20 protein-coding genes are annotated in these 25039 nt (G+C 70.6%); 10 read left to right on the top strand and 10 right to left on the bottom strand.

Annotated elements, in window-relative coordinates; genetic code table 11:
* Window positions 1-167: 167 nt before the first annotated feature.
* The gene (locus tag ABZ154_RS14900) at window positions 168-524 is read left to right on the top strand and encodes a DUF805 domain-containing protein (RefSeq protein ID WP_356832547.1); all 357 of its coding nucleotides are present in this window, start codon (window positions 168-170) and stop codon (window positions 522-524) included.
* A 108-nt stretch (window positions 525-632) separates the two neighbouring features.
* Here the strand turns inward: ABZ154_RS14900 and ABZ154_RS14895 are convergent, their stop codons facing one another.
* The 3 genes from ABZ154_RS14895 to ABZ154_RS14885 form a co-directional block, all read right to left on the bottom strand.
* Entirely contained in the window at window positions 633-1454 is an 822-nt protein-coding gene (locus ABZ154_RS14895) for a hypothetical protein (protein ID WP_356832545.1), read from the bottom strand.
* A gap of 181 nt (window positions 1455-1635) precedes the next feature.
* Window positions 1636-2799 (bottom strand): metallophosphoesterase, encoded by a 1164-nt coding sequence (locus tag ABZ154_RS14890; RefSeq protein ID WP_356832543.1) that lies wholly within the window; start codon window positions 2797-2799, stop codon window positions 1636-1638.
* A 174-nt stretch (window positions 2800-2973) separates the two neighbouring features.
* Window positions 2974-4086 carry a LacI family DNA-binding transcriptional regulator gene (locus ABZ154_RS14885; protein WP_076967683.1) on the bottom strand — a complete coding sequence of 371 codons (1113 nt, stop codon included), beginning with the start codon at window positions 4084-4086 and terminating at the stop codon, window positions 2974-2976.
* A 391-nt stretch (window positions 4087-4477) separates the two neighbouring features.
* On the opposite strand from ABZ154_RS14885, the gene hisC reads away from it, so the two are divergent.
* From hisC to ABZ154_RS14860, 5 genes are all read left to right on the top strand, one after another.
* Window positions 4478-5557, top strand: coding sequence for a histidinol-phosphate transaminase (hisC, locus tag ABZ154_RS14880; RefSeq protein ID WP_356832540.1), 1080 nt, complete (start codon window positions 4478-4480; stop codon window positions 5555-5557).
* A 275-nt stretch (window positions 5558-5832) separates the two neighbouring features.
* Window positions 5833-7344, top strand: coding sequence for a cytochrome ubiquinol oxidase subunit I (locus ABZ154_RS14875; RefSeq protein ID WP_356832538.1), 1512 nt, complete (start codon window positions 5833-5835; stop codon window positions 7342-7344).
* 18 nt (window positions 7345-7362) lie between these two features.
* The gene (gene cydB, locus ABZ154_RS14870) at window positions 7363-8364 is read left to right on the top strand and encodes a cytochrome d ubiquinol oxidase subunit II (protein WP_356832536.1); all 1002 of its coding nucleotides are present in this window, start codon (window positions 7363-7365) and stop codon (window positions 8362-8364) included.
* Window positions 8365-8454: 90 nt separating this feature from the next.
* Complete coding sequence (gene cydD / locus ABZ154_RS14865; RefSeq protein ID WP_356832534.1) at window positions 8455-12012, top strand: thiol reductant ABC exporter subunit CydD; 3558 nt, start codon at window positions 8455-8457, stop codon at window positions 12010-12012.
* 71 nt (window positions 12013-12083) lie between these two features.
* Complete coding sequence (locus tag ABZ154_RS14860; protein ID WP_356832532.1) at window positions 12084-13790, top strand: GAF domain-containing protein; 1707 nt, start codon at window positions 12084-12086, stop codon at window positions 13788-13790.
* Between the two features lie 12 nt (window positions 13791-13802).
* Here the strand turns inward: ABZ154_RS14860 and ABZ154_RS14855 are convergent, their stop codons facing one another.
* The 3 genes from ABZ154_RS14855 to ABZ154_RS14845 all read right to left on the bottom strand — a co-directional run bounded on the left by ABZ154_RS14855 (window position 13803) and on the right by ABZ154_RS14845 (window position 16512).
* A complete protein-coding gene (locus ABZ154_RS14855) occupies window positions 13803-14648 on the bottom strand; it encodes a Cof-type HAD-IIB family hydrolase (RefSeq protein ID WP_356832530.1) in 846 nt (281 codons plus the stop codon).
* 339 nt (window positions 14649-14987) lie between these two features.
* Window positions 14988-16193: a hypothetical protein gene (locus ABZ154_RS14850; RefSeq protein ID WP_356832528.1), complete on the bottom strand. Its 1206-nt coding sequence runs from the start codon at window positions 16191-16193 to the stop codon at window positions 14988-14990.
* A complete protein-coding gene (locus ABZ154_RS14845; protein ID WP_356832526.1) occupies window positions 16153-16512 on the bottom strand; it encodes a hypothetical protein in 360 nt (119 codons plus the stop codon). Before ABZ154_RS14845 ends, ABZ154_RS14850 begins: the two co-directional genes overlap by 41 nt.
* 103 nt (window positions 16513-16615) lie before the next feature.
* On the opposite strand from ABZ154_RS14845, the gene ABZ154_RS14840 reads away from it, so the two are divergent.
* Entirely contained in the window at window positions 16616-17509 is an 894-nt protein-coding gene (locus tag ABZ154_RS14840) for an LLM class flavin-dependent oxidoreductase (RefSeq protein ID WP_356832524.1), read from the top strand.
* A gap of 13 nt (window positions 17510-17522) precedes the next feature.
* Here the strand turns inward: ABZ154_RS14840 and ABZ154_RS14835 are convergent, their stop codons facing one another.
* The 4 genes from ABZ154_RS14835 to ABZ154_RS14820 form a co-directional block, all read right to left on the bottom strand.
* Complete coding sequence (locus ABZ154_RS14835; protein WP_356832522.1) at window positions 17523-18065, bottom strand: RNA 2'-phosphotransferase; 543 nt, start codon at window positions 18063-18065, stop codon at window positions 17523-17525.
* Window positions 18066-18213: 148 nt separating this feature from the next.
* Window positions 18214-19125, bottom strand: a complete 912-nt coding sequence (locus ABZ154_RS14830; protein WP_356832594.1) for a MerR family transcriptional regulator — start codon at window positions 19123-19125, stop codon at window positions 18214-18216.
* A gap of 122 nt (window positions 19126-19247) precedes the next feature.
* A complete protein-coding gene (locus tag ABZ154_RS14825) occupies window positions 19248-21020 on the bottom strand; it encodes an SDR family oxidoreductase (protein ID WP_356832520.1) in 1773 nt (590 codons plus the stop codon).
* A complete protein-coding gene (locus ABZ154_RS14820; RefSeq protein WP_356832518.1) occupies window positions 21017-21892 on the bottom strand; it encodes a M24 family metallopeptidase in 876 nt (291 codons plus the stop codon). The genes ABZ154_RS14825 and ABZ154_RS14820 overlap by 4 nt, the downstream gene beginning before the upstream one ends.
* A 252-nt stretch (window positions 21893-22144) precedes the next feature.
* Here ABZ154_RS14820 and ABZ154_RS14815 point away from each other — a divergent pair, with 252 nt between their 5' ends.
* Genes ABZ154_RS14815 through ABZ154_RS14805 form a run of 3 tightly spaced genes read left to right on the top strand, consistent with a single transcriptional unit; the run spans window position 22145 to window position 25028 of the window.
* Window positions 22145-23215, top strand: a complete 1071-nt coding sequence (locus ABZ154_RS14815; protein WP_356832516.1) for an ABC transporter ATP-binding protein — start codon at window positions 22145-22147, stop codon at window positions 23213-23215.
* Window positions 23212-24120 (top strand): ABC transporter permease, encoded by a 909-nt coding sequence (locus tag ABZ154_RS14810; protein WP_356832514.1) that lies wholly within the window; start codon window positions 23212-23214, stop codon window positions 24118-24120. Before ABZ154_RS14815 ends, ABZ154_RS14810 begins: the two co-directional genes overlap by 4 nt.
* On the top strand, window positions 24117-25028 hold the full coding sequence (locus ABZ154_RS14805; RefSeq protein ID WP_356832512.1) for an ABC transporter ATP-binding protein: 912 nt from the start codon (window positions 24117-24119) through the stop codon (window positions 25026-25028). Before ABZ154_RS14810 ends, ABZ154_RS14805 begins: the two co-directional genes overlap by 4 nt.
* Window positions 25029-25039 lie beyond the last annotated feature (11 nt).

Genomic DNA, 25039 nt, shown 5'->3' with positions numbered 1-25039 from the left:
AGGTCCCGTTGTCAGGCGACAGTATGGACACAGTCGTGTGGCAGGTGGATGTACGTTTCGCGGTTGCGTCAACTGGGCTTGACCTGTTCCTTATCTGTGGCTTACTTTCCGGCTTGCTTGGCTGAAATTTGGCGGCCCTCGCACGGGGGCCCGGGGAGGGAATCACAGTGAACTGGTACGTCGACGTACTCAAGAACTACGCAGGCTTCAGCGGTCGCGCGCGCCGCAAGGAGTACTGGATGTTCGCGCTCTTCAACTTCGTCATCGGCCTCGTCCTTTCGGTCGTCGGTGGTGCGATCGGTACGCAGGTGCCGTACTACATCTACCTCCTCGCGGTCTTCATCCCGTCGCTCGCGGTCGGTGTGCGCCGCCTGCACGACACCAGCCGCTCCGGCTGGTGGCTCCTGATCGCGCTGATCCCGCTGGTCGGCTTCATCATCCTGATCGTCTTCCTCGCCTCCGAGGGCAAGCAGGAGCCGAACCAGTACGGCACCAACCCGAAGCTCGCCCCGCAGTTGGGCTGATCCACCGCTCCGGCAGAGCCGGAGCACCGCACAGGCCGGGCGCGGCACTCGCCGCCCCGGCCTGTGGCGTTTCCGGAACCGGCGTGCCCTGTGCGGAACCCTCGGGCCCTACTCCGGCCGGTGGTCCGGGCCGCCGAAGTCCGGGCTGGTGAAGTCGGGGCTCGTGAACGTAGGCCGGGGCCCGGCCGACGGGCCGTCCTCAGGGCCGGAGAAGTCCGGCCGGCTGTAGCCGACCTTCGGGATGCGGTTGGGCGAGCGGTGCGGGGTCCGTGCGGCGGGGCCCGCGCTCGGGTCGGCCAGGGCGTCCCGCAGGAACGGCAGGATTCCGCGCTCCAGCAGGGCGTGACGCCAGGCTTCCCTGGCCCGGGCGACCTCCTCCGGCAGCTCGTCCTCCTCGTCCTCGGCGGCCCGCGAGGTGGACCCGTTGCGCAGGGCGGTGACGAGCAGCCCCACGGCGGCGACCAGGATGGCGGCGGCGGCGACGGCCGCGAAGATCCACCCGGCCGCGATCATGGTGGTACCGAAGGCGACCGACGGGCTCACCGCCCTCAGCAGATAGCCGACGAGCAGAAAGATGGCGGCGGCGGTGCCCGCCAGGATCGGCGTCAGGACCGTGAGGACCGCTCCTATGCCGGCGCCCGGACCGGCCGCCGATGAGGTGTCCGCGTACTGCTCGCCCTCCGGGACGGTGGCGCTCGCCGTGCGCAGCTCGGCACGGGCCTTCACGTAGTGCTCGTACTCGGTGGCCGCTGCCGCGGTGATCAGTGCGGTGGCGTTGAGCGCCATCGTGCGCAGCTGTTCGGTGTTGAGCCGGTCACCGACGCCTTCCAGGTCCGGGCGTTCATGGGCGTGCCGCAGCGCGTCGCCCAGGATCCGGGCGTACTCGGGACGGTCCTCGGCCTGCAGGTGCGGAGCGCTTGTCATCTGCATCCCCCGATGCTCCGTCGGGCCCGGCAGCCCGCGTTGACCGGGCGATCGGGCGGAAACGGAGGAGAGCCTGCTACTGATGAGCCGATGGTAGAGCGCTCACGGCACGGGGTGACAGGGTGTTTCCGGAAATAGGCCCGATGATCGGTGCGGTCCGATCCAGAAGCGTCTTTCCCGCCGAAGGTCAGTCATGCAGGGGAAGTTGGACGACCAGTAGCTTTCCGGCCATGGTCACTCCGCCGTCCATGGCGATGGCGAGCCCGTCGGCGTAGACGTGCGGGCCGTTCACCACCGGCCCCGAACCGTTCTCGCCGTCCTCCGTGCCGACCTCGCCGAGGAGGTACGGAATGGGGCTGTGACCATGGACGACGCGCTGTCCGCCGTACGTCGTCAGGAGCTCGCGCACCGCTTCGGCGCCGCCCTCGTCGCGGAAGGCGAAGCGCTTGGTGAGCTTGCGGAAGAGGTCCCAGCACTCGTCGGCGTCGTTGCGCGTGAGAATGGCCGTGATGGTGTCGTTGACGTCCTCGATGGTGGAGCCGTAATCGAGGTAGGCCGTCGTGTCGGAGTGCATCAGCAGATGCCCGTCCTCCTCGACGACCGCGTCGAGCCGGGACATCCACTGCAGGTGTACGTCCTGGAGGCGGTCCATGTCGCTCCTCTGGCCGCCGTTGAGCAGCCAGGCGGCCTGGAAGGTGGCGGTGCCCGCACCGGAGTTGACGGGAGTGTCGGAGAACCGCTTGGCGCCGATGAGAAGGAGCTCGTGATTGCCCATCAGGGCCTTGCAGTAACCGCCCGCGGCGGCCGCCTCCGCGGAGAGCCGCATGACGAGGTCGATGACCCCGATGCCGTCGGGTCCGCGGTCGGTGAAGTCGCCCAGGAACCAGAGCCGGGCGTTGCCCGCGGCCCAGTTGCCGTCGGCGTCGATGAGGTCCTGGGCGGCGAGGGCGGCCACCAGCTCGTCCAGGTAGCCGTGGACGTCGCCGACGACGAAGAGCGGGCCGCGCCCCTCCACGGTGACGGGGCGGGGTTCGGGGACGGCCTGAACCTGGACGGTGTCGCCGCGGTTGATGACGGGCAGGTCGCGCTCGGTGGGGGTGTACCCCTCCGGGGGCTCGTCGCCGACGTTCGCGTTGCCGGGGTGCGGCAGGTGGGGCGGCGCCGGCGCGTGCAGGGGCGTGGAGGCGTGCGGTACCGGGGCGGGCGGCGCCGGCGCGTGCGGGAGCACGGGCGGGTGCGGCGCCGCACCGGGCGTCTGCGGTGGTACGGGTGTCTGCGCGTACGGCGGAACTCTGAAGTCACGCAACGTCGCCGTCCGCACCACGGGTTCCTGACCGGCCCCCTGAGTCATCGACCCCTCCACCACCGTCGCGCCGCCGTACACCTGACGGGCCCTGCCTGGTAGAGGTGGTCCGCGGTGTCGTGCGCCCATCATAGGAATGCGGATCGATCTGTGTGACGCACCAGGGGTGGTGAATCCGGGCGCACGTACGATTCACCGGCCGATTGGTCCGAAAAGAGACGATCAGTCCCTGCTCGGGGAGCGTGGCGCGCTGACCGTGGTGCGCGGCGGACGGCGTTGCGAGGAGGTCCGGACGATGAGCTCCGTCGGTATCACCTGTTCCACCGGCCCGTCGTGCTCCACGCCTTCGATGGCGTCGATGAGGAGTTGGACGACGGCCGTGCCGATGCGTCGGGGCTTCAGCGAGAGCGTCGTGATGGGCGGCTCGGTGGCCGCGTACACGGTGGACTCGCTGCAGCAGACCAGCAGCAGGTCCTCGGGGACCCGCAGGCCGTAGCGGCGGGCGGCCGCGAGGAGATCGGTCCCGTTGGGGTCGAAGAGCCCGTAGACCGCGTCGGGGCGGTCCGGGCGGGCGAGCAGGCGGTCGGCGGCGACCGCGCCCGCGCAGGGGTCGTGCGCCGGGTAGGACTCGTAGACGGGATCCTGGCCGACCCGCTCGCACCAGTGGAGATAGGCGGTGGTGGAGAGCCGGGTGTACGTGTCGGTGGTGGTGCCGGTCAGCAGGCCGATGCGGCGGGCTCCGGCGGCGGCGAGATGGTCGAGGAGGTCGAGCACGGCGGCCCGGTGGTCGTTGTCGACCCAGGCGGTGACGGGGAGTGTCCCGGCCGGGCGACCGTCCGAGACGACGGGCAGCCCCTGGCGGACGAGTTCGGTGACGACCGGATCCTGGTCGGAGGGGTCGATGACGACGGTCCCGTCGAGCGCGACGTTCGACCAGACGTCGTGCCGGGAGGTGGCGGGGAGGATGACGAGGGCGTAGCCCCGGGCGAGCGCCGCCGAGGTCGCGGCTCTCGCCATCTCCGCGAAGTACGCGAATTCGGTGAAGGTGAAAGGTTCATCCCCGTACGTGGTCACGGTCAGGCCGATCAGCCCCGACTTGCCCGTACGGAGGGTTCGGGCCGCTGCGGAGGGGCGGTAGCCCAAGCGCTCTGCGACCTCGCGGACATGGCTGCGGGTGGCGTCCGGGAGCCTGCCCTTGCCGTTGAGCGCGTCGGAGACGGTCGTGATCGAGACTCCGGCCGCAGCGGCTACGTCGCGGATCCCCGCCCGTCCTGGCCGGCCGCTGCGCCGGGGGGTCTCCGTCCGGCTCACCTGGTGCTTCCCTGCTGCTGTCATGGCGAGCCGATAGTAGGGCTCCCGGGGGCGGTCGGTCCGGTCGCATATGCACCCATCGGCAGGCACGTTTCTGCATGATCGTTGAGTGTCAAATGCCTCGCAAAGAGAGGCTGTTGCTGGTCTGGGCTTCAGCGTGTCAGGTGCTGATGGCCGCCGGCCTGCTGAATGGCCGATGTCTCGAAGAGGTCTCAACTCACCACTTCGAGGGACGCGCGCCACGGCGTGAGACACCGGCGCGCGCCAGAACCGGAAACGCTCCCCCCTGCGAGGCCCCACCGTGCGGACCATTCCTGGCACTGCGGGAGATTCCGCGCCCGGGCCATTCGCAGCGGCGCCCAATCCTCATAAGGTGAGCAGTATTGATGTGTACGACGGTCGAGGAGGACCTGCGGTGAGCGAGACGAGCCCCAAGCTGCGTGCCGAGCTGGACGGCGTTCCTGCCTATGTGCCGGGCAAGCCTGCGGCGGCCGGCGGACCGGTCGCGTACAAGCTGTCCTCCAACGAGAACCCCTACCCGCCGCTGCCGGGCGTCCTGGAGTCGGCGCTCGCCGCGGCGGGCAGCTTCAACCGCTACCCGGACATGGCGTGCACCGGGCTGATGAACGAGCTGTCCGAACGGTTCGGTGTGCCGCTCTCGCACCTCGCCACCGGCACCGGATCGGTCGGGGTGGCCCAGCAGCTGCTCCAGGCCACCTCGGGTCCGGGGGACGAGGTCATCTACGCCTGGCGGTCCTTCGAGGCCTACCCGATCATCACGCAGGTGAGCGGCGCGACCTCGGTGAGGGTTCCGCTGACCACGGGTGAGGTGCACGACCTCGACGCGATGGCCGCGGCGATCACCGACCGGACCCGGCTGATCTTCGTCTGCAACCCCAACAACCCCACCGGGACCGTGGTGCGCCGGGCCGAGCTGGAGCGGTTCCTGGACCGGGTGCCGAGCGATGTGCTGGTGGTGCTCGACGAGGCGTACAAGGAGTTCATCCGCGACGCCGACGTGCCCGACGGCATCGAGATCTACCGGGACCGGCCCAATGTGGCGGTTCTGCGGACCTTCTCGAAGGCGTACGGCCTCGCGGGGCTGCGGGTCGGGTTCGCCGTCGCCCACGAGCCGGTGGCCGCGGCGCTGCGCAAGACCGCCGTCCCCTTCGGCGTCAGCCAGCTCGCCCAGGATGCGGCGGTCGCCTCGCTGCGCGCCGAGGACGAGCTGCTCGGCCGGGTGGGCTCGCTGGTCTCCGAGCGGAGCCGGGTGAGCGAGGAGCTGGTGCGGCAGGGCTGGACCGTTCCGGAGTCGCACGCCAACTTCGTCTGGTTGCGGCTGGGCGAGCGGACCCTCGACTTCGCCGCCGCCTGTGAGCGGGCCGGTGTGGTGGTGCGACCGTTCAAGGGCGAGGGCGTGCGGGTCTCGATCGGGGAGAGCGAGGGCAACGACCTCTTTCTGAAGGCGGCGGAGGCGTTCCGCTCGGAGCTGTAGCAACCCGGCGCCTCGGCGCCTTAACGGCCGGTGGCCCCGGACCTCGATCGACGAGGTCCGGGGCCTTCTGCGCTCCGGCCGGAGGCACCTCCGGCCGGAAAGGGGTACCCCCGGCGAACGGCTCGAAAGTGTGTGCGCCATAATTGCTTGTGAATGTGAACGCGTTCACAAGCGTGCCCCGTTTGGTCCCGTGATCAGTGGGATTAAAGGGGCGGAGTGCCCGGTGTGGCCACGGCGACGTGGTGTCACCACGGCGACGTAAGGAGAAAGACGACGTGGACCTCGCTCTGGCGCCGGAGACCCTGGCGCGCTGGCAGTTCGGCATCACCACCGTCTACCACTTCCTCTTCGTTCCGCTGACGATCTCGCTCGCCGCGCTCACCGCCGGCCTGCAGACCGCCTGGGTGCGGACGAACAACGAGAAGTACCTCAGGGCGACCAAGTTCTGGGGCAAGCTGTTCCTGATCAACATCGCCATGGGCGTCGTGACGGGCATCGTCCAGGAGTTCCAGTTCGGTATGAACTGGTCGGACTACTCGCGCTTCGTCGGCGATGTCTTCGGCGCTCCGCTCGCCTTCGAGGCGCTGATCGCCTTCTTCTTCGAGTCCACCTTCATCGGACTGTGGATCTTCGGCTGGGACCGGCTGCCCAAGAAAATCCACCTCGCCTGCATGTGGATGGTCTCGCTCGGCACGATCCTCTCCGCCTACTTCATCCTGGCGGCCAACTCCTGGATGCAGCACCCGGTCGGCTACCGCATCAACGAGGAGCGCGGCCGCGCCGAGCTCACCGACTTCTGGAAGGTGCTCACCCAGGACACCGCGGTGACCCAGTTCTTCCACACCATCACGGCGGCCTTCCTGGTCGGCGGGGCCTTCATGGTCGGGATCGCCGCCTTCCACCTGGCGCGCAAGAAGCACATCCCGGTGATGCGGACCTCGCTGCGTCTGGGGCTCGTCACGGTCGTCATCGCCGGACTGCTCACCGCCGTCAGCGGCGACTCGCTGGCCAAGGTGATGTTCCGCCAGCAGCCGATGAAGATGGCCGCCGCCGAGGCTCTGTGGGACGGGCAGAGGGGCGCGCCGTTCTCGATCTTCGCGTACGGGGATGTCAGCGAGGGCCACAACTCCGTCGAGATCTCGCTCCCCGGAGTGCTCTCCTTCCTCGCCGACAACGACCCGAACTCCTACGTCCCCGGTATCAACGACATCAACAAGGCCCAGGAGGAGAAGTACGGCCCCGGCGACTACCGGCCCAACATCCCGGTCGCGTTCTGGAGCTTCCGCTGGATGATCGGCTTCGGGATGGCCTCCTTCGGCCTCGGCATCCTGGGGCTCTGGCTGACCCGGAGGAAGTTCCTGCTGCCACCGGCGATGCGGACCGGCGAGGACGAGGTCCCGAACCTGGTCCTCTTCCGGAACAAGGCGCTCAGCCCGAAGTTCACCAAGCTCTACTGGCTCACCGCGCTCTGGACCCTGCTCTTCCCGCTCATCGCCAACTCCTGGGGCTGGATCTTCACCGAGATGGGCCGCCAGCCGTGGGTGGTCTACGGAGTGCTCCAGACCCGCGACGGGGTCTCCCCCGGTGTATCGCAGGGCGAGATCCTCACGTCGATGATCTTTTTCACCCTCCTCTACGCCGCGCTCGCGGTCATCGAGGTCAAGCTGCTCGTGAAGTACATCAAGGCCGGGCCGCCGGAACTGACCGAGTCCGACCTCAATCCGCCCACACGGATCAACGGCCACGACGACGAAGACGCCGACCGGCCCATGGCCTTCTCGTACTGAGAGCACAGGAGCTGAGAGATGGAACTCCACGACATCTGGTTCGTGCTCATCGCCGTCCTCTGGATCGGCTACTTCTTCCTGGAGGGATTCGACTTCGGCATCGGGGTCCTCACCAAGCTGCTCGCCCGCGACCGCAAGGAGCGGCGGGTCCTCATCAACACGATCGGGCCCGTCTGGGACGGCAACGAGGTCTGGCTGCTCAGCGCGGGCGGCGCGACCTTCGCGGCCTTCCCCGAGTGGTACGCCACCCTGTTCTCCGGCTTCTACCTCCCTCTGCTGATCATCCTGCTCTGCCTGATCGTGCGTGGGGTCGCCTTCGAGTACCGCGCCAAACGGAACGAGGAGCGGTGGCAGACCAACTGGGAGAACGCCATCTTCTGGACCTCGCTGATCCCCGCGGTGCTGTGGGGCGTGGCGTTCGGCAACATCGTGCGCGGGGTGAAGATCGACGCCGACATGGAGTACGTCGGCACGTTCTTCGACCTGCTGAACCCGTACGCGATCCTCGGCGGGCTCGTCACGCTCTTCCTCTTCACGTTCCACGGCGCGGTGTTCGCCGCGCTCAAGACGGCCGGGGACATCCGGATACGGGCGCGCTCGCTGGCCCTGAAGCTGGGCCTGGCCACGGCGGTGCTCGCGCTGGGCTTCCTGGTGTGGACCCAGGCCGCGAGCGGTGACCGCTGGAGCCTGATGGCGCTGATCGTGGCTGTGGTGGCGCTGGTGGCGGCGATCGGCGCCATCGCCAAGGGGCGCGAGGGCTGGTCCTTCGCGTTCTCGGGGCTGACGATCGTGGCAGCGGTGGGGATGTTGTTCCTGACGCTCTTCCCGAACGTCATGCCGTCCTCGCTGGACGAGGCGTGGAACCTCACGGTCACCAACGCCTCGTCCACGCCCTACACGCTGAAGATCATGACCTGGTGCGCCGGCATCGCCACACCCATGGTGCTGCTGTACCAGACCTGGACGTACTGGGTGTTCCGCAAGCGGATCGGCACCCAGCACATTGCCGACGCGCACTGATTCGCGTCGGCCCCGACGGGCGGTGTTTCACGTGAAACACCGCCCGGCTCACCTCGCTGATCCTGCCGATCCCGCTGGGGGATGTTTCACGTGAAACCGATCGACCCGCGTCTACTGCGGTACGCCCGGGCCACCCGCCTCTTCCTGGCGGCCGTGGTGGCCCTCGGCCTGGTCGGCGCCGCGCTGGTGATCGCCCAGGCGATGCTCATCGCGGAGATCGTGGTGGGCGGGTTCGAGGACGGGCTTACGGTCACCGAGCTCCGTACCCCCCTGCTCCTGCTCGCGGCGGTCGCCCTCGGCCGTGCCCTGGTCGCCTGGCTCACCGAGCTGGCGGCCCACCGGGCGAGTGCGGCGGTCAAGTCCGAGCTGCGCGGCCGGCTCCTGGAGCGGGCTGCGCACCTCGGCCCCGGCTGGCTGAGCGGGCAGCGCACCGGCTCCCTGGTAGCGCTGGCCACCCGCGGGGTCGACGCGCTCGACGACTACTTCGCGCGCTATCTGCCGCAGCTCGGGCTCGCGGTCGTCGTGCCGGTGGCCGTGCTGGCCCGGATCGTCACCGAGGACTGGGTCTCGGCGGCGATCATCGTGGTCACACTGCCGCTCATCCCCCTCTTCATGATCCTGATCGGCTGGGCCACCCAGTCCCGGATGGACCGGCAGTGGCAGCTGCTCTCCCGGCTCTCCGGCCACTTCCTGGACGTCGTCGCCGGGCTGCCGACGCTCAAGGTCTTCGGCCGCGCCAAGGCCCAGGCCGAGTCGATCCGCACCATCACCACGCAGTACCGCCGGGCCACCCTGCGCACCCTGCGGATCGCCTTTCTCTCCTCGTTCGCCCTGGAGTTGCTCGCGACCCTGTCGGTCGCCCTCGTCGCCGTCACCATCGGCATGCGGCTCGTGCACGGGGAACTCGACCTCTACACCGGTCTGGTGGTCCTCATCCTGGCCCCGGAGGCGTATCTGCCGATCCGGCAGGTCGGGGCGCAGTACCACGCGGCGGCGGAGGGGCTCTCGGCCGCCGAGGAGATCTTCGCGGTCCTGGAGACCGAGCCCCGGGGAGCGGGCACCGAGGATGTCCCGGGCTCCACGCGCCTGGAGCTGGAGGGCGTGACCGTACGCCACGAGGGCCGCACCGACCCGTCGCTGGATGCCGTGTGCCTCACCGTCGAGCCGGGGGAGACCGTCGCGCTGGTCGGCCCGAGCGGCGTGGGCAAGTCCACGTTGCTGAACGTTGTCCTGGGGTTCGCCGTACCCGACGAGGGGCACATCCGCGTCGGCGGCCGGGACCTCGCGGAGCTGGACCTGGAGCACTGGCGGAGCCGGATCGCCTGGGTCCCGCAGCGCCCGCACCTCTTCGCGGGCACGATCGCGGAGAACGTACGCCTCGCCCGGCCCGGCGCCGACGACGAGGCGGTGGTGGCGGCGCTGCGGGACGCGGGGGCGTACGACTTCGTCGCGGGGCTGCCCGACGGGGAGCGGACCCTGCTGGGTGAGGACGGGGCCGGGCTCTCCGCGGGCCAGCGCCAGCGCCTCGCCCTGGCCCGCGCGTTTCTGGCGGACCGGCCGTTGCTGCTGCTGGACGAGCCGACCGCGAGTCTGGACGGGGAGACGGAGGCGGGGATCGTCGACGCCGTACGGAGACTGGCGGCGGGCCGGACCGTGCTGCTGGTCGTCCACCGTCCGGCGCTGCTGGCGGTGGCGGACCGTGTGGTGACGTTGGAGCCGCGGGCCACGGAGGCCCAGGAGCCGGTCGCGGTGGTCGCGGCGCCCGGACCGCCCGTTCCGCAGCCCCTCGCGGGGGGTGAGCCGCTGGACGCGCGGCGCCCCGGCGATGTGCTGGAGGCGGCGGACGTGCGCGAGGCGGACGGGGACCCCGACGCCGGACTGCCGCGGAAGGCCGAAGCCCGCTCCGGGCGGGTCCTCGCCCGCGTCCGTGAGGCGGCGGGTGCGCAGCGGGGTCAGCTGGCCCTGGCGCTGCTGCTGGGCAGCCTAGCTGTGGGGTCGGCCGTGGGGCTCATGGCCGTCTCCGGCTGGCTGATCTCCCGCGCCTCCGAACAACCGCCGGTGCTCTACCTGATGATGGCCGTCACCGCGACGCGCGCCTTCGGTATCGGCCGGGCGGTCTTCCGGTACGCGGAGCGCCTCGTCTCCCACGACGCCGTGCTCAAGCTGCTCGCCGAACTCCGGGTGGCGGTCTACCGGGGCCTCGAACGCGTCGCGCCCGCCGGTCTGCGCACGGTGCGCCGGGGCGACCTGCTCTCCCGGCTCGTCGCCGACGTGGACGCGCTCCAGGACTACTGGCTGCGGTGGCTGCTGCCCGCCGGGACCGCGCTCACGGTCTCCGTGGCCGCAGCCGGGTTCACCGGCTGGCTGCTGCCCGAGGCGGGCCTGATCCTGGCGGTCGGGCTGCTGGTGACCGGGGTCGGCGTGCCGCTGGTGAGCGGTGCCTTCGCCCGCCGAACCGAGCGCCAGCTGGCCCCCGCGCGCGCTGCCCTGGCCACCCGGGTCACCGATCTCCTCGGCGGAACGGCCGAGCTGACCGTCGCCGGCGCTCTCCCGGCCCGGCAGGCCCACATGCGGGCCGCCGACGGCCTGCTGACCCGGATCGCCTCCCGCGCGGCCACCGCGACGGCCCTGGGCGGCGGGCTCTCCGCCCTGGTCTGCGGGCTGACGGTGGTGGCCGCCTCGCTCGTAGCCGTCCCCGCCGTGAACGACGGCCGGCTGGCCGGTGTCGCGCTCGCGGTGGTGGTGCTCACCCCGCTCGCCGCCTTCGAGGCCGTCGCCGGAATGCCGCTCGCGGTGCAGTACCGTCAGCGGGTCCTGCGGAGCGCGGAGCGGGTGTACGAGGTGCTCGACGCCCCCGTACCCGTACGGGAGCCCGCCGCCCCGGCCGATGCGCCCGCCTCGCCGTTCCCGCTGGAGGTGCGGGGGCTGTCGGCCCGCTACCCGGGGGCCCACCAGAACGCCCTGCAGTCGCTCGACCTGACGCTGGTGCCCGGCCGCCGCATCGCGGTCGTCGGCCCCTCCGGCTCCGGCAAGACAACGCTCGCCCAGGTCCTCCTCCGCTTCCTGGACGCGTCCTCGGGGACGTACCGCATCGGAGGTGTGGAGGCGGCCCGCCTGGACGGCGACACCGTACGGCGCTCCGTCGGCCTGTGCGCCCAGGACGCCCACGTCTTCGACAGCTCCATCCGGGAGAACCTGCGGCTTGCCCGTACCGGGGCGACCGACGCCGAGCTGGACGACGCGCTTGCCCGAGCCCGGCTGCTGGAGTGGGTCCGCTCCCTGCCGGAGGGGCTCGACACCCCGGTGGGTGAGCACGGCGCCCGGCTCTCCGGCGGCCAGCGCCAACGCCTCGCCCTGGCCCGGGCACTGCTGGCCGACTTCCCGGTCCTCGTCCTGGACGAGCCGGCCGAGCACCTCGACCTGGCGACCGCCGACGCGCTCACCGCCGACCTGCTGGCGGCGACCGAAGGGCGGACGACCGTGCTGATCACCCACCGGCTGGCCGGGGTCGAAGCGGTGGACGAGGTGCTGGTGCTGGACGCGGGCCGCGTGGCGCAGCGCGGCCCGTACGCCAAGCTCGCCGCCGAGGACGGTCCGCTGCGCCGGATGCTGGATCGGGAGGCGGAGACAGTCGTGGCGGGGACGTGACCCCTGCAGGCTGCCCCGCGTAGGGGAAAACCCGACTTTCCTCCCTAATCGCCACTAACTAGGCTCAGGGCATGGCAGAGCCGGATGCGCAGGACTCACTCGATGCCGCCACCCAGGCCGCCCGCAGCCTGCAGGGCCTCTCCACCGAGCTCACCGCCCGGATCCCGCAGCTCCTTGAGGCCATGCGTTCGGTCGGCACGGGGCTGGAGCTGCACTCCACCCTGGACCGCATCTGTGCGACCGCGGCCGAGCTCGCCCACGCCCGGTACGCCGCCATCGGCGTCGTCGACGAGGCGGGCGAGGCGCTCTGCGACTTCGTCACCCATGGGGCCCCGGACGACGTGGACCGGGCGATCGGGCGCAGGCCCGACGGCCACCGGGGCTTGCTGGGCGCGCTGATCCATGACCCCGAACCCGTACGCCTGGCCGATCTGACCGCCGATCCCCGGTCCGCCGGATTCCCGGCGGGCCACCCTCGGATGCAGGGCTTCCTCGGCGTACCGATCCGGGTCCAGGGGGAGGTCTTCGGCAACCTCTACCTGACCGAGAAGCAGGACGGCGGCGAGTTCAGCGACTACGACCTGCACATGGTGCGGGTGCTCGCCACCGAGGCCGGCATCGCCATCGGCAACGCCCGGCTGTACGAGGCGGCACGCCAGCGGGAGCGCTGGATCGACGGGTCGGTGGCGGTGACCACCGCCCTGCTCGCGGGCGGGGACGCCGACGACGCGCTCTCCGTCGTCGCCGAGCAGGCCCGCCACCTCGCCGATTCGGCTGCCGGGATCGTGCTGCTGCCCACGGAGGAGGGCGGTCTGGAGATCGTCGCCGTCTCCGCCGACGACCCCTCGGACTCCCTCGGGGTGATCATTCCGGCCCGCTCCACGGTGGTGGCGAAGCTGCTGGCGGGCGAGGCGGTCTTCATCGACGACTCGGCCACCGACAGCCGGATGGTCACCAGACTGGCCGGCCGGTTCGGGCCCAGCATGCTGCTGCCGTTGCAGAGCGGCGGCCGGGTGCTCGGCGCCCTGGCCACGCCCCGGGCGCGGGGGGCACGCCCGTTCAGCCGGACCGAGCGGACGCTCGCCACCCAGTTCGCCTCGCAGGCCGCCCTCGCGCTGATGATGGCCGAGGCGCAGCGGGACCGGGAGCGGCTCGCGGTCTACGAGGACCGCGACCGGATCGCCCGTGACCTCCACGACCTCGTCATCCAGCGGCTGTTCGCCACCGGGATGATGCTGAAGAGCGCTCAGCGCCGGTCGCTGGTCCCCGAGGTGCGGACCGGGGTGGGCCGGGCGGCCGACGAGCTGGACGTGACCATCCAGGAGATCCGTACCGCCATCTTCGCGCTCCAGCAGGAACCGGCCGAGGCCCCTTCGGGGCTCCGCACCCGCGTCCTGCGGGAGATCAACATGGCGGCGGTCCCGCTCGGCTTCAGGCCCTCGCACCGCTTCCTGGGCGCTGTGGACTCGCTCGTCGGCGAGCTGACCGGCAAGAACCTCGTCGCAGCGCTGCGCGAGGCCCTGTCCAACGCCTTCCGGCACGCCGGAGCCTCGGTCATCGACGTGGTCGTCGACGCCACGGCGGCCCTGCCGGACGGCCGGGCCGCGGTGCGTCTTACGGTGTCCGACGACGGGGTGGGCATCCCTGAGGGCGGCCGCCGCAGCGGTCTGCGCAATCTGGCGCGACGGGCCGAGTCGCTGGGCGGGGCGAGCTGGTTCGGCCCGGGCATCGGGGAGGGCGGGGGCGGTACGACGGTGGTGTGGGAGGCGCCGCTGTGAGCCGGCGAGCCGTCAGCGGGTGGCGAGGATCTTCTCGATGACCACGGCCACACCGTCCTCCTCGTTGGTGAGGGTCTGCCCCGAAGCGGCGGCCAGTGCGGCGGGGTGGGCGTTGCCCATCGCGTACGAGGTGCCGGCCCAGCCGAGCATCTCGACGTCATTCGGCATGTCACCGAAGGCGACCACCTCGGCGGCGGAGATGCCGCGCTCATCACAACAGGCGGCTAGCGTACTGGCCTTGGAGACTCCGAGCCCGCTGACCTCCAGGAGCGCGGAGGGGCTGGACCGGGTGATGGAGGCCCTCTCACCGGCCGCCGTGCGGGCCAGGGCGAGGAAGGCGTCCGGGGGCATCTCGGTGTGGTGGGCGAGGAGTTTGAGTACGGGGGCGCCGCCGCCCGGCACGTCCTCGTGCAGCAGCTTCTCCGCGATGGCGACCGTGGCGCCCGGGTCCAGATGGAAGGGCGGGTAGGAAGGCTCGTAGTTGATGCCGGTGGTCAGCTCGACGGCGAAAGAGGTGCCGGGGGCGGCATCGCGCAGGGTGTGCACGACGTGCAGGGCCGCCTCGCGCTCCAGCGCCCGTACGGTGAGCAGCTCGCGGTCGGCCCGCAGATCGGTGACCACGGCTCCGTTCGCGCAGATCGCCAGCCCGTGGCCCTGCACATGGTCGCTGACGACGCCCATCCAGCGGGCCGGCCTGCCGGTGACGAAGAAGACCTCGATCCCGGCCTCCTCGGCCGCGGCGAGCGCTGCGACGGTGCGCGCGGAGAGCGTCTTGTCGTCACGCAGCAGGGTGCCGTCGAGGTCGGTAGCGATCAGCCGGGTCACGGCAGGCAGAGGCGCATCGGTAGCTGAGGTCACCTGGCCATTCTCGCCCACCCGGGTGCACGTACGTGCGGAGGGGCGCACATGTGAGTGAGCGCGCCCCTGATCTGCAGAACATTCCTTCGGCATATGCCAAGAGGGCGGGTGCTCCTCAGCTGCTTCACCATGAACACCACACGCCCGCTGGGTCAGCGCGCCTCGTGGACGGCCCGGGTGGCGGTGAGTGCTCCGCTCCCCGTGGGCCGTGGCCGCGAGCATCGCATCGATGGCGTACTGGGACCGTGCAGGCTTTCTGCGGCGAGCAGTCTGCTTGCCGCACGTGCGCTCTCCTCCGTGACGGGGCGCACCTTGCTGATCCACTGGCCTCCGCGGTGACTACCGGTGGCCGGCGGCGAGCCTGTTCAGACGGTCGCCGATGACGGAGACGCCCGGACGGGGCTCGTTCTCGTAGTACCAGGGTTTGCGCCGGCGCAGCAGCGTCTCACCATGCTCGCTCCAGGTGAAGCCGGGTTTCCGCAGGAGCTTCCGGAACACCTCGTCAGCCGTCTCCGGGTGAGCGGTGACCAGACGACGGATGGGCAAGGGCGTGATCGACTCCTCGCGCAGGTACGTGTGCAGGTGGTCCTGATGCCGCCTGCGGCCCTTGAGGGCGGGGTCTGCGAAGAGGTCCCGCAGCATCCCGTAGTCGGCGTAGAAGTTGAGCCCCTCGATCTGATCGTAAATGACGCCGACGGTGTCCGATTCCTCAAGTTCCGGCGGAAGTTCGAAGAAGGGAAGATCCGGGCCGGGGAGCCGCCTGCGTCGGGCGCGGTTGGGCTGTGCGGCGATGGCGGCCTGTTGGCGGTGGCAGTAGTAGGCGTTGAGGAGATCCTCCGCTTCAGCAGGCGAGAGCACCAGTTCGTCGCCGCCGCAGAACTCGACGAACGCGGCCCGGTCCTCCCGCATCCGCTGCCATCCCTGCTCGATCTTGGCGGGGTTGCGGAAGACCAGCTCGGGTCGGCCGGCGGCCAGTTCGAGCGCCGCCTGTGCGATGCCGGTGGCACTGGACCTGGGGTAGTACGACATCGCTCCGGACACCAGCCACGCCCCGTCGGCCGAGTGGACGGGTACCAGGCAGGTATGAAGGAATCCCCCCTTGGACACTCCACGGAACGCCACCCGCCCGGCATTCGAGTACGTGCGGTACTCCAGGTCGTCGACCAGGTTCAGCAGGACGACGGCGTCGCCGTCCTTGCGCTGGATCTCGAAGATGCCCTCGACCGGGTGACCCCAGCCGAGCAGCATCTCCCGGTCGGACGGGGGCAGGTCCGGCCGTCCGGCGACGAACCGGTCCACGACGGTCGAACCGTCCGGCAGGCGGTACCGCAGGATGAAGTGGTCGGTGATCCGGATGGCCTCACCTTCCTCCAACTGCCGTGCGGTACCTGCGGCCTCCGACAGGAGGGGCGTCAACCACCGGTCGAAGCGGGCACTCTGAGCGAAGGCGACCAGCTCACGCTTCAGCTCGGCACCGCGCTCGATGAGATCGGTCAGGGACGGCTCAGCGGCGCCCTGGCGCGCGCCCTGCACTGCCTGAATCACGTTCAGTCCTTTCCTGAGAACCAGTTCTCGCTCCGATCCACTCCGCGCCGCTGGGCGCGGAGGCGGGCAACGGCAGGTCCAGGATGCCGAGCGACTGCCGGACACGGCCACGCGAGCACAGGGCGACGATCCTGCCGTCGGCCGTCAGGTCTACGCCACGCACCGTCACCTCGACGCCGAGAACCACGGTGGCGAAGGGCACATCGAGATGCTCCTCAAGCATGGTGAACAGACCGGTCAGCTGCTCGTCCTCGCCGTAGGCGTCCACCGTCGCCTCTTCGATCAGGGCCTCGAGTTCAGCTCTACCCAACGCGCTCATGAGGCCACGGTAGCGACCCCCGTCTCGACGCCGGGGTGGCTTCCCGGGCCAGGGCTGTCGGTCTGCACATCCGTGGCGGGGAAGCCCGCGTATCGTCGGACCCATGCGTCTGAGCACGGTGATCCTCCCCATCCACCGGTGGGCCGAAGGACAGAAGATCTGGCAGCGGGCCGAGGACCTCGGCTTCCACACCGCCTACACCTACGACCACCTCTCGTGGCGGAGCTTCCGCGACCGTACGTGGTTCGGCGCGCTCCCCACGCTCACCGCCGCCGCGACGGCCACGAGCCGGCTGCGCCTCGGCACACTGGTCACCTCGCCGAACTTCCGCCACCCCGTGACCCTGGCCAAGGAGCTGATCTCCCTGGATGACATCTCCGGTGGCCGGATCACCCTCGGCATCGGCGCCGGAGGCAGCGGGTTCGACGCCACCGCGCTGGGGCAGGAGGCGTGGACCCCGAGGGAGCGTGCCGACCGCTTCGGCGAGTTCGTACCGCTCCTGGACCGCCTGCTCACCGAGGACGCGGTGACCCAGCAGGGGACGCACTACTCCGCCGTGGAGGCCCGCAACATCCCGGGCTGCGTCCAGCGCCCCCGGCTGCCCTTCGCGGTCGCCGCGACCGGCCCGCGCGGTCTGAAGGTGGCTGCCCGCTACGGGCAGGCGTGGGTCACCACCGGCGACCCGAAGCTGTACGAGACCGGCACCCCCGAGCAGTCGGTGGGAGCCCTCCGGGAGCAGAGCAGGAAGCTCGCCGCCGCCTGCGAGGAGGTCGGCCGGGACATCTCGGAGCTGGACCGGATCCTGCTCACCGGGTTCACCCCTGACCGCAACGCCCCGATGCAGTCGGTGGACGCCTTCGTCGAGTTCGCGGGACGCCACGCGGAGCTCGGCTTCACCGAGATCGCCATCCACGCCCCGATCCCGGACTCCGACTTCGACATCGATCCGGCGGTCTACGAGCGCATCGCGACCGAGGCGCCCGCCCAGCTTTCCTGACAGCCGGGGGAGTTCACTCCCGCAGGCGCAGGAACTGAGGCGGTACGGCGTCGGCGAGCCAGACCCCGTTCGCGCTGACCCGGAACACATGGCCGGCGCGGTGCATGGCGCCCGCGTCCACGGTGAGCACCAGCGGGCGGCCGCGCCGGGCGCCGACCCGGGTGGCCGTCTCGCGGTCGGGGGAGAGGTGGACATGGTGACGGGCCATGGGGCGCAGGCCCTCGGCCCGGATCGCGTCCAGCACCCGGGCCACCGTGCCGTGGTAGAGGTATGCCGGCGGCTCCGCGGGCGGCAGGCCCAGGTCCACGGTGACGGTGTGGCCCTGGTTGGCGCGGATGCGGTCGCCGTCCACCGTGAAGCGGCGCTTGTCGTTGACGGTGACGACGTGGTCGAGCTCGGCGCGGGTGAGCACGAAACCGTGCCGGGCCGCCGCGCCCAGCAGCGTCTCGATGCCCACCCAGCCGTTGTCGTCGAGGGCGATGCCGATGCGCTCCGGCTGATGCCGCAGATGCTTCGAGAGGTACTTGGACACCTTGACGGTGCGACGTTCGTCCATCCCGCCAGAGTGCCCGTGGGCTGTTCACCGGTGCATCCGGATTTCTTACAGACTTCTTTTCGTCTTTCTCTGCGCCCAGGTTTGATCCGCAGCCAACTCGGCTTATCCACAGGTCATTTGGCGGCCCTGTGGACAACAGGCGATTGGCTCACCCTTTTTCCGCGACTTTGTCGACTATCGCGTGGGATGCGGCCAGCGCGTCCAAAGTCCGTGCCCGCACCTCGCGTTCAGCAGCCGCGCTGACGAAGGCCGCTACCTGGTCGACGCCAACAAGGTCCTGCACGGCCTGCATTGTCCTCACCGGAAGCAGCACCGGGCGGGTCTCGCTTTCCTCGACGGCGCTTTCCCCCGAGGCGAGGTGGTGATGCAGATGTCGGGTGGCGAACGTGCGCATCGCTCGAGCCAGTTCGGCGTCCACAGCCTGTCGCGCGAGCGGTCTCAGGCGGCGCACCATCGACGCCGCCTCGGCCGCATCGGAGTCCGTGGGCGGCCGGTGGCCGAGATAGCGGGCGAAGACGTGCTCGGTGGTGAACTCCAGAAAGCGTGAGGCTATGTGCTCGACCTGGCCGCGAAGTTCCTTGAGGTGCCCGGAGATGGCGAGCAGTGGGACACCCGCGGCATGCAACTCGACCGCCACCGCGAGCTCTTGCGGGCTCGGTACGAGGAACTCGTCGGGCCGGCCCGGTACGCGTTCCAGCACCCCGAGCGCCACCGCCTCGGCGATCGCCTGATCGTCCTGCGAACCACCGAACTTCGCGTCCAGCTCCTCGCGGGTGATCCGGTCGGCCTTCTCGTCGGTCCAGGGCCCGTGCACCTCGGCGACCAGGCCGAGCACCCCGCCCAGCCCCCGCCCCGCGTCCCACGCCTCCAGCAGCTCCTTGATGCTGGCCAGGGTGTAGCCGCGCTCCAGCAGGTCCGCGATCTGCAGCAGGCGGGCCAGATGCGCCTCCCCGTACACATTGGCGCGCCCGCGCCGCTCGGGTGTCGGCAGCAGCCCCCGGTCCTGGTACGCCCTGATCGTGCGCACCGTCGCCCCGCCGGCACGGGCCAGGTCCTCGATCCGGTACTCGGTGGCGCTCTGGCCCCCCGCCGGCGCGGGCCCCGGTCCGGAGCCCGCGCCGGCCTCACGCCCGCTCACGGCGCCGGCCTTGTTCCCGTTCAGCGCTCCCGCCTCACGGCCGCTCACAGCGGCGGCTTCAGCCGGGCGATCCCCCGCAGCACCCTGGGGCTGAGGCGGGAGAGCAGCCGGGCACCGTGGGCCTCCGGAGTCACCGGCACCACGGCCCGGTTGCGCACGACCGCCTCCAGGATCGCGTCGGCGACCCTCGAAGGCGGGTAGTTGCGCCGTCCGTAGAGCCGGGTGGCCCGCTTCCGCAGCCGCTGCTCCTCCGCGGCGTCGGCCCCGGCGAACCGGGCGGTGGCGGTGATGTTGGTGTTGACGATGCCGGGGCAGATGGCGCTCACACCGATCGACTTCTCCGCCAGCTCGGCCCGCAGGCACTCGCTCAGCATCAGCACGGCCGCCTTCGACGTGCTGTACGCGGGCAGAGCCCGGGAGGGCTGGAAGGCCGCGGCCGATGCGGTGTTGACGATATGGCCGCCCTGGCCCCGGTCGGCCATCTGCTTGCCGAAGATCCGGCAGCCGTGGATGACACCCCAGAGATTGACGTCGAGAACCCTCTTCCACTCCTCGCCCGTGGTCTCCAGGAAGGAGCCGGAGAGGCCGATGCCGGCGTTGTTGACCAGGACGTCGACGGTGCCGTACTGGGTGGCGACCTTGTCGGCGAGCTTCTCCATCGCCGCCTCGTCGCTGACGTCGACCGCTTCGTCCCAGGCCGCCGGAGCTCCGACCAGCCGGGCCAGCTCCGCCGTCCTGGCGGCCCCCTGCGCGTCGAGGTCGACGGCCACCACGCGGGCGCCCGCCTCGGCGAAGGCGAAGGCGGTGGCCCGCCCGATCCCGGAGGCGGCTCCCGTCACCAGGACCAGCTGACCGCTGAACCGCTCCGCGTACCGCCCCTTCGCCGCCGGCTGCTGGGCCGGCGGCCCCTCCTGGCCGTTCGCCTCATGGGCGGCGGCGAATTCGCCGATCCACGCGGCCAGCTGATCGGGCCGGGTGCGCGGCACCCAGTGCTTGGCCGGCAGCGACCGGCGCACGAGGCGTGGGGCCCACTGCTCCAGGTCGTCGTAGAGCCGCTCGGAGAGGAAGGAGTCGCCGGTCGGTGTGATGAGCTGGACCGGTGCGTGGGCATAGGCGTCGGAGCGCGGCCTGCCCAGCCGGGCGCGGACGTTGTCCCGGTAGAGCCAGGCCCCGTGAGCGGCGTCGTCGGGCAGGGAGGCGGTCGGGTAGTCGCCCGCCGGCACCTTCTCCAGCCGCTGGAGGATCCCGGGCCACCGCTTGCCGAGAGGGCCGCGCCAGGCCAGCTCCGGCAGCGCAGGCGTATGGAGCATGTACACGTACCAGGACTTGGCGCCCTGGCCCAGCAGTTGACCGACCCGGCGCGGGGTCGGCCGGGCCATCCGCTGTTTGATCCAGTGCCCGAAGTGGTCCAGCGACGGACCGGACACCGAGGTGAAGGAGGCGATCCGGCCCTCGGTCCGCCGGACCGTGACGAACTCCCAGGACTGCACCGACCCCCAGTCGTGCCCGACCACGTGGACCGGCCGGTCCGGGCTGACGGCGTCGATCACCGTGAGAAAGTCGTCGGTCAGCTTCTCCAGGGTGAAGCCGCCCCGCAGGGGCTTGGGCGCCGTCGACCTGCCGTGGCCCCGGACGTCGTACAGCACGACGTGCCACTGCTCGGCCAGCCGCAGGGCGACCTCGGACCAGACCTCCTTGCTGTCCGGATACCCGTGGACCAGCACGACCGTCGGCCGGTCCCCGTCCCCCAGCTCGGCGACACACAGCTCGACGCCACCCGTACGTATCCGGCGCTCGCGCGCTCCCGGCAGATTCACGCCGCCACCTTCTCCTCGGCCCAGCGCCGCACATGCGGCAGATCGTCGTCCAGCCAGAAAGCGCTCTGCTCGGTGTCCTTGGAGTCGGTGACGACCAGGATCTCCTCGAACTTGGCGCCCGTACCCCGGAATCCGAGGTGGGGTTCGACCGCCCACAGACCTGGCCGCGGGGGGTGGTCGGAGAAGCGGTACGGGCTCCACAGCGGCGACCAGCCGTCCCGGTGGCCGCGCACCGCGTCGCTCACCAGCCCCTTGAGGGACTGCGTGCCGAACCCGAACACGCTGGGGGACCAACGCCGTTCGGCGACGCGGTCCACCTTGTGGGCGATCACGCCGAAGGGGTAGGCCCGGTGCCTGTTGGCGTACCCCTGGGCGGCCATGAGGCGTTCGACGTCCTCGTAGATCTCGCGGAGCGAACGGCGCTCGCGCACCTCCCGCAGGATCAGCTCGCGGTGCGCCCCCAGGTCGGCAAGCAGCCTGTCGTGGAGCGGGTTGAGGCCGAGGCAGCCCGAGTACCCGATGTCGGCGGTGTATCCCTTGTAGACCGGGGCCATGTCCAGGATGAACGGCATGCCCGGCTCCAGCTTCCGGTCGGTCGGGAAGAACTGGAGGGGCACCTTGAACCCGGCGAACGCCGTCCGGTCCCCGAACCAGGCGAAGGGGAGGTGGAACCAGTCCCGCACGCCCCGCTCCCGCAGCCACACCCGCTGCATCCGGGCCGCCTCGCGCTCGGTCACGCCCAATCTGAGCTGACCGGCGACGGCCTCGGCGCAGGCGTAGGCGAGGCGCTGCACCTCCCGGAACCCCTGCAGTTCCGGGGCCCTGGACCCCCGTGGCTCCGGGACGCTTTCGTCCTGCACTGCCGAGTCCATGCCGCCGTCCGTTCCCTGCCGTGTGCGGTACGTGCCCGTAACGTGACACTGATGAATGTGACAATGTCCAGCGGCTACGTCAAGGGGGGTGCACGGCCTGTGGACAACTCCGGTCCGGGCCGTTTTCGCTCCCGCCCCCCGGAGGCCGGAACTCCTCCTTCGCGGGGTCCCCCTACGGGGCCGTACGCCTGGAGTCTGATGCCGATCCAGCCGTCAGGGCTGACGATCCCTGTGGCCCGCGCCACTAGCGTCATGTCTGTGACTGCCGTTATCGCTACCGAAGCCCTGAGCAAGCGGTTCCCCCGGGTGACCGCGCTCGACCGGCTCACGTTGGACATCGGACCAGGTGTGACCGGTCTGGTGGGTTCCAACGGAGCCGGCAAGTCCACGCTGATCAAGATCCTTCTGGGTCTCTCCCCCGCCACCGAAGGCCGGGCCGCGGTGCTCGGGCTCGATGTGGCGACCAGCGGTGCCGCCATCCGGGAGCGGGTGGGGTACATGCCGGAGCACGACTGCCTCCCGCCCGATGTGTCGGCCACCGAATTCGTCGTGCACATGGCCCGGATGTCGGGGCTGCCGCCCACCGCGGCCCGTGAGCGCACCGCCGACACCCTGCGCCACGTCGGCCTCTACGAGGAGCGCTACCGCCCCATCGGCGGATACTCGACCGGCATGAAGCAGCGGGTGAAGCTGGCCCAGGCCCTGGTCCACGACCCCCAGCTGGTCCTCCTGGACGAGCCGACCAACGGCCTGGACCCGGTCGGCCGCGACGAGATGCTCGGCCTGATCCGCCGCATCCACACCGACTTCGGCATCTCCGTCCTGGTGACCTCCCACCTCCTGGGCGAGCTGGAACGCACCTGCGACCACGTCGTCGTCATCGACGGCGGAGCCCTCCTGCGCTCCAGCTCCACCAGCGACTTCACCCAGATCACCACCACTCTCGCGGTCGAGGTGACCGACAGCGACACCCACCCCGACGGCACCGACGCCCTGCGCCGGATCCTCACGGAGGCCGGGGTCGCCCTGGTCGGCCAGGACGGGCTCGACGCGGAAGGGCTGCCGGGCGCGGGCCACATCCTGCTGGTCGAGGCCACCGGCGAGGAGACGTACGACCTGGTCCGCGACAGCGTCGCCGGGCTCGGTCTCGGCCTCGTCCGCATGGAGCAGCGCCGTCACCACATCGCCGAGGTCTTCCGTACCGAACAGGGTGGGGCGCGCACCGATGCCGTCCCGGCGCAGGCCGCCACGGCCCAGGCCGGTGCCGTACAGCAGGCCGCCACGCCGGGGCCGTACCAGAAAGAAGGGGAGCGGTCGCGATGAGCACCGAGACCAAGGCCGCGGCCGGGCGCGACACCTCCCGGATCCACAACATCGGCTACCGCTCCTACGACGGCAGGCGGCTCGGCCGGGCCTACGCCCGCCGCTCGCTCTACTCGCAGACCCTGCGGGGCTCCTTCGGACTCGGCCGTTCCGCCAAGTCGAAGGTGCTGCCCATGCTGCTGTTCGGCGTGATGGCCCTGGTCGCCGCGATCCTGGTGGCGGTCTCCATGGCTGCGCCGGACGCCACCAAACTCGTCGTCGAGTACACGTCGTACGCGATCTATCTGCAGGCGGTCATCGGCCTCTTCATCGCCGCGCAGGCCCCGCAGGCGGTCTCCAGGGACCTCCGCTTCAAGAGCGTCCCCCTGTACTTCTCGCGGCCGATCGAGCGCGCCGACTACGTGCTGGCGAAGCTCGCCGCCACGGCGTCCGCGCTCTTCATCCTCACCGGGGCGCCGCTGCTCATCCTCTATGTGGGTTCTCTGCTCGCGAAGTTCGACTTCGTCGACCAGACCAAGTGGTTCGGCCAGGGGCTGGTGTCGGTGGCGCTGCTGTCCGTGCTCTTCGCCGGTCTGGGCCTGGTGATGGCCGCCCTGACCCCGCGCCGGGGCTTCGGCGTCGCCGCGGTCATCGCGGTGCTCACCATCTCCTACGGCGCCGTTTCCACGGTCCAGGCCATCGCCTGGGAGACCGGATCCTCCGGGGCCGTTGAGTGGCTCGGCCTCTTCTCGCCGATCACGCTGATCGACGGCGTACAGACCGCGTTCCTCGGCGCCACCTCCGCCTTCCCCGGAGGGGAAGGCCCGGGGGCCGGTACGGGCGTGGTCTACCTGTTCGTTGTTCTCGCGCTCGTCGCCGGCTCGTACGCCGTCCTGATGCGCCGCTACCGGAGGGTCGGGCTGTGACCACCATTGAGATCGACCACACCTCGCGCTGGTTCGGCAATGTGGTCGCCGTCAACGACGTCTCCATGACGGTGGGACCCGGAGTCACCGGCCTGCTCGGCCCGAACGGTGCCGGAAAGTCCACGCTCATCAACATGATGGGCGGATTCCTCGCCCCCTCGACGGGGAAGGTCACGCTCGACGGGCAGCCGATCTGGCGCAACGAGAGCGTCTACAAGAAGATCGGCATCGTCCCGGAGCGGGAAGGGATGTACGACTTCCTGACCGGCAAGGAGTTCGTCGTCGCCAACGCCGAACTTCAGGGCCTGGGGGGAGCCGAGGCCCGGCGGGCGCTGGCCACGGTCCAGATGGAGTACGCGCAGGACCGCAAGATCTCCACGTACAGCAAGGGCATGCGCCAGCGCGTGAAGATGGCGTCCGCGCTGGTCCACGAGCCCTCGGTGCTGCTGCTGGACGAGCCTTTCAACGGGATGGACCCGCGCCAGCGGATGCAGCTGATGGAGCTGCTGCGACGGATGGGGGCCGAGGGCCGTACGGTCCTGTTCTCCTCCCACATCCTCGAAGAGGTCGAGCAGCTGGCCTCGCACATCGAGGTGATCGTGGCGGGACGGCACGCCGCCTCCGGCGACTTCCGGAAGATCCGCCGCCTGATGACGGACCGGCCGCACCGCTACCTGGTCCGCTCCAGCGACGACCGGGCGCTCGCGGCCGCACTCATCGCCGACCCGTCGACGGCCGGTATCGAGGTCGACCTGACCGAGAAGGCCCTCCGGATCCAGGCCGTCGACTTCGGACGGTTCACCGAACTGCTGCCGAAGGTAGCCCGCGAGCAGGGCATCCGGCTGCTGACCGTCTCTCCGTCCGACGAGTCCCTCGAATCGGTCTTTTCCTACCTCGTAGCGGCCTGAGTAGTGGCCTG

Source organism: Streptomyces sp. NPDC006261, from assembly GCF_040613515.1.
Classification (GTDB): Bacteria; Actinomycetota; Actinomycetes; order Streptomycetales; family Streptomycetaceae; genus Streptomyces.
This window is presented reverse-complemented; position numbering and strand designations above follow the sequence as displayed.

Bases quoted from the DNA above. Each gene is read 5' to 3' on its own strand.
- ABZ154_RS14895 (WP_356832545.1), bottom strand. From the start codon at position 1,454: ATGCAGATGACAAGCGCTCCGCACCTGCAGGCCGAGGACCGTCCCGAG.
- ABZ154_RS14890 (WP_356832543.1), bottom strand. From the start codon at position 2,799: ATGACTCAGGGGGCCGGTCAGGAACCCGTGGTGCGGACGGCGACGTTG.
- ABZ154_RS14885 (WP_076967683.1), bottom strand. From the start codon at position 4,086: ATGACAGCAGCAGGGAAGCACCAGGTGAGCCGGACGGAGACCCCCCGG.
- cydB (WP_356832536.1), top strand. From the start codon at position 7,363: ATGGAACTCCACGACATCTGGTTCGTGCTCATCGCCGTCCTCTGGATC.
- ABZ154_RS14860 (WP_356832532.1), top strand. From the start codon at position 12,084: ATGGCAGAGCCGGATGCGCAGGACTCACTCGATGCCGCCACCCAGGCC.
- ABZ154_RS14845 (WP_356832526.1), bottom strand. From the start codon at position 16,512: ATGAGCGCGTTGGGTAGAGCTGAACTCGAGGCCCTGATCGAAGAGGCG.
- ABZ154_RS14840 (WP_356832524.1), top strand. From the start codon at position 16,616: ATGCGTCTGAGCACGGTGATCCTCCCCATCCACCGGTGGGCCGAAGGA.
- ABZ154_RS14835 (WP_356832522.1), bottom strand. From the start codon at position 18,065: ATGGACGAACGTCGCACCGTCAAGGTGTCCAAGTACCTCTCGAAGCAT.
- ABZ154_RS14820 (WP_356832518.1), bottom strand. From the start codon at position 21,892: ATGGACTCGGCAGTGCAGGACGAAAGCGTCCCGGAGCCACGGGGGTCC.
- ABZ154_RS14815 (WP_356832516.1), top strand. From the start codon at position 22,145: ATGTCTGTGACTGCCGTTATCGCTACCGAAGCCCTGAGCAAGCGGTTC.
- ABZ154_RS14810 (WP_356832514.1), top strand. From the start codon at position 23,212: ATGAGCACCGAGACCAAGGCCGCGGCCGGGCGCGACACCTCCCGGATC.